We start from the raw sequence: 6,630 nt of genomic DNA on the forward strand, positions 1-6,630 counted from the left end.
GAGCAGGATCAGGTCCGGGCGCGGCTCTTCGACGGCCGCCCGCAGCCCGGCCGGGCCGCTGCCGGCGGTGCGCACGCGGTACTGCTCCTCGAGCAGCTCGCGCATCAGCAGCAGGTTGTCCGGGGTGTCGTCCACCACCAGCACGAGTTCCTGCTCGGGCCTGTCCAGCATGCTCTCCATCGCCCCTCCGGCCTTCGCTACGGGGCCGCCTCGCGGCGACCGTCACTCCGTATTGAAGACGCTGGAGACGACTTCTGCACGCCCGGTCAGGCGCCCGGGGCGACCGTTCAGGGCGTCAGGCGGAAACGCAGTGGCGAATCCTCGGCCTCGGCGCCGTTCTCGCTCTCGCCGAAGGCCCGGCGCTCGATGGGGTCCTGGCCGAAATACTCCTTGATCGGCGACTCGATGGCCTTGCCGCCGGGGCTCACGTGACTGGCGCAACCGCCAAGGAATACCAGGACCACACCGATGACCAGCGCTTTCATCTTCGTACCCCCGTCAGCCCGGCCCATCCGGGCGCTGCGCCGCAGCATGGCGCAGCCCGCCTTAGGGATCGCTTAAGGCATTCAGGCGGCGGCGCGGCTGGCGCGCCACTGGGGCAGGCCGATGAGCACCACGGCGCTGATGATCACCAGCATCGCCAGCCCCTCGATACCGCCGATCCGCTCGCCGGCGAACAGGGTGCCGAGCAACACCGCCACCGCCGGATTGACGTAGGCATAGCTGGTGGCCGCCGCCGGCCGCACGTTGCGCAGCAGGTACTGGTAGGCGCTGAAGGCGATGATCGAGCCGAACAGGATCAGGTACACCAGCGCCAGCCAGCCGCTGGTGCTCGGCCAATGCTCCAGGCGCTCGCCGCTGGCCAGACTGCCGACCAGCAGCACCGCGCCGCCGACCAGCATTTCCACGGCGCTGGCCATCGGTCCGGCCGGCAGCGACAGGCGCCGGCTCCACACCGAGCCGAAGGCCCAGGACGCGGCGGCGAACAGGATCAAGCCGGCGCCGGCAGGGCTGGCCTGGAGGTTCGAACCGAGGTTGAGCAGGACGATGCCGAACAGCCCGAGCACGATGCCGCCCCATTCCAGGGTGGTGTTGCGCTGGCCGAACAACTGGCTGAACAGCAGGGTGAACAGCGGCACCGTAGCCACCGCGAGGGCCGCCACCCCGGAAGACACGCCCCAGTGCTCGGCCACCGTCACCCCGCCGTTGCCGCAACTGAGCAGGAGGATTCCGACGATCCCCGCGCCGCGCCACTCGCGCCAGGTCGGCAACGGCGCGCCGCGCCAGCGCAACCAGGCGAACATCAGGCCGCCGGCGATGACGAAGCGCACCCCGGCCATCAGCATCGGTGGCCAGGACTCGACGCCGAAGCGGATCGCCAGGTAAGTGGAGCCCCAGATGAAGTACAGGGCGAAGAACGCACCGAAAAGCAACAGCGGAATGCGACGGGCAGGCATGGAAAGCACTCGACAGGGCAGGCGGGAGAAAGACTTCATTTTATGAGGTCGCCACCCGCCGGTTAAGGCACAGCCGCTGGTTATCGGGACGTAACACTTTTCTTTCCATGGAAATCGGCCATGCTTTCCGTCGATTCGACAACCGGGACCCATCATGGACAAATACGACCGTGCGCTCCTCGCCGCCCTGATCGACAACGGCCGCCTGACCTTCGCCGAACTGGCCCGGCGCATCAACCTGTCGCCCCCGGCGGTGGCCGACCGGGTGGCCAAGCTGGAGGCCGAAGGGGTGATTACCGGCTACCACGCCTCGGTGAACCTGGCCAAGCTCGGCCTGCCCATCGAGTGCGTGATCGAACTGCGGATCACCGAGAAGGATTGCCAGTCGGTGCTCGACGAACTGGCCCGGATCCCCCAACTGACCCTCTGCCACCGGATCACCGGCGACGCCTGCGTGCTGATGAAGGCCGCTGTGGCTTCGATGCCGGAGTTGCAGGACCTGATCGACCGGCTGATGAAGTTCGGCATCAGCAAGACCTCGATGATCCTCTCCACCCCCTTCGCCGACCGCCAGCCGGCAAGCCTGCGGGGGCAGGACGGCAATGGCGGATGTGCGGCGTGAGCCCTTCGCCGGGGTTATCCGGCAGGCGTCGGGATCCGTACCTTCATCGCCGCCACGAACCCAAAGCGTAGGGCGCATAACGCCAACGGCGTTATCCGCCGCAGCGGCACTCCCGGCCGATAGCGGAGCCGCCCTCACCCCAACTCTCTCCCTGAAGAGAGAGGGGATTCTCCGTACAAGCGTCGAATTCGCTGTCTCCAACGCCGCCGACGAACCCGAACCGTAGGGCGCCGGCAAAAAAAAGGCGGTCCCGTTCGCACGGCACCGCCCAAGTCACGGAGTTGCTTACATCGTCGAGCGACAAGGCCGCTCGCCTTATTGGATTACCGCTCGATGATCGCGGTCACACCCTGCCCACCGGCGGCGCAGATGGAAATCAGCCCGCGTCCCTGCTCCGCCACCGAGAGCAGCTTGGCCAGGTTGGCGACGATCCGTCCTCCCGTGGCGGCGAACGGGTGGCCGGCGGCCAGCGAGCTGCCCTTGACGTTGAGCTTGCTGCGGTCGATGGAGCCCAGCGGCTGGTCGAGGCCGAGACGGGTCTTGCAGTACTCGGGGTCTTCCCAGGCCTTCAGGGTGCAGAGCACCTGGGCGGCGAAGGCCTCGTGGATCTCGTAGTAGTCGAAGTCCTGCAGGCTCAGGCCGTTGCGTGCCAGCAGCCGCGGCACCGCGTAGACCGGCGCCATCAGCAGGCCCTCCTGGCGATCGACGAAGTTCACCGCCGCCGCCTCGCCGTCCTTGAAGTAGGCCAGGATCGGCAGGCCGCGCGCCTTCGCCCACTCCTCGCTGGCCAGCAGTACCACCGAGGCGCCGTCGGTCAGCGGCGTCGAGTTGGCCGCCGTGAGGGTGCCGCGCGAGCCGCGCTCGAACACCGGCTTGAGGGTGCCGATCTTCTCCAGGTCGATATCCGGGCGCAGGTTCTGGTCGCGGGTCAGGCCGCGGAACGGCGTCATCAGGTCGTTCTGCCAGCCCTCCTCATAGGCCGCGGCCAGCTTGTGGTGGCTCTCGAAGGCCAGCCTGTCCTGCTCGTCGCGGGGAATCTGCCAGGTCTGCGCCATCAGTTCGCAGGACTCCCCCATCGACAGCCCGGTGCGCGGCTCGCCGTTGCGCGGGATGGCCGGGACCACGTGGCGCGGGCGGATCTTCAACAGGCTCTTGAGCTTGTCCAGGTTGCTCTTGCCACGGTTGGCCTCGAGGAGAATCTTGCGCAGGCCCTCGTTGACCCCGATCGGCGCGTCGGAAGTGGTGTCGACGCCGCCGGCGATGCCGCTGTCGATCTGCCCGAGGGCGATCTTGTTGGCCACCAGGATCGCCGCCTCCAGGCCGGTACCGCAGGCCTGCTGGATATCGTAGGCCGGGGTTTCCGGGGCCAGGCGCGAACCGAGCACGCATTCGCGGGTCAGGTTGAAGTCGCGCGAATGCTTCAGCACGGCGCCGGCCACCACCTCGCCAAGGCGCTCGCCATGCAGGTTGTAGCGCTCCACCAGGCCTTCCAGGGCGGAAGTGAGCATCTCCTGGTTGCTCGCCGTGGCGTACACGGTGTTCGAGCGGGCGAAGGGAATACGGTTGCCGCCGACAATGGCGACCCGGCGCAGCTGGGTCATGGAAGAACTCCTTGCTGGAATCGTTTACGCCGAGCCGAGGCTCGACCCGTTAACTGAGCGGTCAGTGGCGCACAGGCTAACCTTAGCCGGTCGCGTCGCATTGGCCGCCCTGCCGTTATCCCGGTCAGCGCGGTCAATTGCGGCGAACAGGTGGCTGCGTAGAGTTGTCCACACTGTTACCCGCGTTCCCTCGGCATCGTTGGCCGGCGGAATCCACCTTCAGCCTTGGAGCCTTTCCACCGGGAGCCCGTTCCATGACCGATCGTTACATCGCCTTCGCCAACTCCCCCGTCGGCCGCCGCCTGGTTGGCGCCGTCGGCCTTCCCTCCCCGCTGCGCCTGGAGCGCTGGCAGGCCGGCCGGGTGCGGCCGGTGGACGGCCCGCTGGTGATCGGCGGGAGCGGCGCGCTGGCCGAGGCCGTGCTGCCCTTCGCCGGCAAGCTGACCGACGCGGTGTTCGCCGCCGTCGAGGGACAGTTCGAGCTGCCGCGCTGGACCGCCGAACACAGCCCGCGGGCCAAGGCGGTGCTGTTCGACGCCAGCGGCCTGACCCGCTTCGAGCAGTTGGTGGCGCTGCGCGACTTCTTCCAGCCGGTGCTCAAGGGCCTCGACAAGTGCCCGAAGGTGGTGGTCCTCGGACGCGCCCCCGAGTCTCTCAAGGACCCGGTCGCCGCCAGCGTGCAACGCAGCCTGGAAGGTTTCACCCGCTCCCTGGGCAAGGAAATCCGTCGCGGCGGCAACGTGCAGTTGCTGTACGTCGGCAAGGGCGCCGAGGACCAACTGGAAGGCGCACTGCGCTTCTTCCTCTCGCCGAAGAGCGCCTACGTCTCCGGCCAGGTGATCCGTCTTGCCGCCAACAGCGCCCAGGTCCACGACTGGAGCAAGCCGCTGGCCGGCCAGCGCGCGCTGGTCACCGGCGCCGCCCGCGGCATTGGCGCGGCCATCGCGGAAACCCTGGCGCGCGACGGCGCGGAAGTGGTGCTGCTCGACGTGCCGCCGGCCAGGGAGGCCCTCGAAGGCCTCGCCGCGCGCCTCGGCGGCCGTGCCGTGGCCCTCGACATCTGCGCCGCGGACGCCGGGCAGCAACTGGTGGACGCGCTGCCTGAGGGCGTCGATATCGTCGTGCACAACGCCGGGATCACCCGCGACAAGACCCTGGCGAAGATGAGCAGCGACTTCTGGAACTCGGTGATCAACGTCAACCTCAATGCCCCGCAGGTGCTGACCCAGGCCCTGCTCGACGGCGGCAAGCTGCATGACAACGGCCGGGTGGTGTTGCTGGCGTCGATCAGCGGCATCGCCGGCAACCTCGGGCAGAGCAACTACGCGGTGAGCAAGGCCGGCCTGATCGGCCTGGCCCAGGCCTGGGCGCCGGCGCTGGGCAAGCGCGGCATCACCATCAACGCGGTGGCGCCGGGCTTCATCGAGACGCAGATGACCGCCGCCATTCCGCTGACCATCCGCGAGGCCGGCCGGCGGATGAACTCCATGAGCCAGGGCGGCCTGCCGCAGGACGTCGCCGAAACGGTGGCCTGGTTCGCCCAGCCGTCGTCCGGCGCGGTCAGCGGCCAGGTGCTGAGGGTGTGCGGGCAGAGCCTGCTGGGGGCCTGAGGCGGCCCCTAACTCCCCGGCGACGGGCAGGCGCCCTGCACCAGGAAAACACCGGTAGCCCCTTCGGACAGGCCCTACCCGCGCCCCTGCTGCCCGCGCCGGCGGAACTCCACCGGCGTCTCGCCGACCCAGCGCTTGAACGCGCGATAGAAGGTGCTCGGCTCGGAAAACCCGGTGCGTTCGACGATCACTTCGATGCGCTCGTCGGTCTTCAGCAGCAGTTCCTTGGCCAGTCGGCAGCGGTAGTCGGTGACCAGATCGTTGAAGCGCACCCCGGCCATCGCCAGGCGTTCGCGCAGACGTCGGGCCGGCATGCCGAGGCGCGCGGCGACCTGCTCCAGGGTGGCGCCTCCGTCCACCAGCAACTCGCCGATCAGTTCGCGGACCTGGCGCACCAGGTCCAGGCGCTCCACCTCGGCCAGTTGCCGGCGCGCCAGCGACTCGTGCATGCGCAGCAGTTCCGGGGCGGCGTGGCGCGAGGGTTTGTCCAGCACCGCGGCATCGAATACCAGCGCGTAGCGCGGCATGCCGAGGATCGTCGGGCAGCCGTAGACCGCACGGTAGCGCTCCATCGGCGCGCCGGTTTCGTTCATCAGTTGCACTTCCAGCGGCTTGAACTCGCCCTCGGTGAGCGCGCCGAACAGGCGGATCACCGCGCCGGCGAGCATTTCCGGGAAGTGGCGGTTGATCGCCGGCGATTCGCCCAGCGACAGCACCGCGCGCTCGCCCTCCACCTCCAGTTGCGCCTGCAGGGTGTCGGACAGCAGGCGTACGTAGCGCAGGGAATGGCGCAGGCCGGCGCCGAAGGTATCGCTGGAGAGGAACAGGTATTCCAGGAGCAGGCCGTGGAACGCCGGCAGGTGCTCGGCCAGGTGCAGGCCGACATGCTCTTCGCCGCACTCGTCGGCGGCGGCCTTCCAGAACAGGTTCTGTGCGGAATGGGGGAAACGGCCGGCCGGCAGGCCACCCGGCGGCAGCCCGACACGGACCAGGACCCGGTCCGGATCGCAGCCGCTGGCGCGCAGGGCGTCGATCACCGGGCGCATCAGCGCTACATCGTCGGTCAGATCACGCATGGTGTTTTTTCTAGTTATCCATGGGGCGGGCCCATCTTAGGCAGCTTTGCCATCCCCTCTCAAGGAGAGGCCATAGAAATAACCCATCCCGCATGACGGAAAAACCCTCAGATCGACTAGCCGCCGGCGTGGTCGAAAATCTCGATGCAGACGCATCCCGGAGCCGATTGACCGCCCTGCCAGCGGCGTCGGCCAGGCGGCCAATGCCTGCTGCGGGTGCTCGACTAAGCTGACAGCCACCTATTTCGAGGAGATGTCCAATGC

6 protein-coding genes and 1 pseudogene are annotated in these 6,630 nt (G+C 68.3%); 2 read left to right on the forward strand and 5 right to left on the reverse strand.

What is annotated here, in order from left to right; all coding sequences use genetic code 11:
- The 3 genes and pseudogenes from FFS27_RS26100 to yedA all read right to left on the reverse strand — a co-directional run.
- A pseudogene (locus FFS27_RS26100) lies at positions 1 to 180 on the reverse strand (response regulator); the annotation flags it as partial.
- Positions 181 to 287: 107 nt separating this feature from the next.
- The gene (locus FFS27_RS26105; RefSeq protein WP_003102243.1) at positions 288 to 533 is read right to left on the reverse strand and encodes a hypothetical protein; all 246 of its coding nucleotides are present in this window, start codon (positions 531 to 533) and stop codon (positions 288 to 290) included.
- A 33-nt stretch (positions 534 to 566) separates the two neighbouring features.
- Positions 567 to 1,457, reverse strand: a complete 891-nt coding sequence (yedA, locus tag FFS27_RS26110; protein WP_021264024.1) for a drug/metabolite exporter YedA — start codon at positions 1,455 to 1,457, stop codon at positions 567 to 569.
- 154 nt (positions 1,458 to 1,611) lie between these two features.
- Here yedA and FFS27_RS26115 point away from each other — a divergent pair, with 154 nt between their 5' ends.
- Positions 1,612 to 2,079: an Lrp/AsnC family transcriptional regulator gene (locus FFS27_RS26115; RefSeq protein ID WP_003095262.1), complete on the forward strand. Its 468-nt coding sequence runs from the start codon at positions 1,612 to 1,614 to the stop codon at positions 2,077 to 2,079.
- Between the two features lie 323 nt (positions 2,080 to 2,402).
- On the opposite strand, the gene FFS27_RS26120 is transcribed toward FFS27_RS26115, so the two are convergent.
- On the reverse strand, positions 2,403 to 3,680 hold the full coding sequence (locus FFS27_RS26120; RefSeq protein WP_003095263.1) for an acetyl-CoA C-acetyltransferase: 1,278 nt from the start codon (positions 3,678 to 3,680) through the stop codon (positions 2,403 to 2,405).
- A gap of 254 nt (positions 3,681 to 3,934) precedes the next feature.
- Between FFS27_RS26120 and FFS27_RS26125 the strand changes: the two genes are divergently transcribed.
- Positions 3,935 to 5,290 (forward strand): 3-oxoacyl-ACP reductase, encoded by a 1,356-nt coding sequence (locus FFS27_RS26125; RefSeq protein WP_023101604.1) that lies wholly within the window; start codon positions 3,935 to 3,937, stop codon positions 5,288 to 5,290.
- 74 nt (positions 5,291 to 5,364) lie between these two features.
- On the opposite strand, the gene FFS27_RS26130 is transcribed toward FFS27_RS26125, so the two are convergent.
- A complete protein-coding gene (locus FFS27_RS26130; RefSeq protein WP_003095270.1) occupies positions 5,365 to 6,366 on the reverse strand; it encodes an AraC family transcriptional regulator in 1,002 nt (333 codons plus the stop codon).
- Positions 6,367 to 6,630: the final 264 nt, after the last annotated feature.

The organism is Pseudomonas sp. 2VD, from assembly GCF_005503585.1.
GTDB classification, from domain to species: Bacteria; Pseudomonadota; Gammaproteobacteria; order Pseudomonadales; family Pseudomonadaceae; genus Pseudomonas; species Pseudomonas aeruginosa.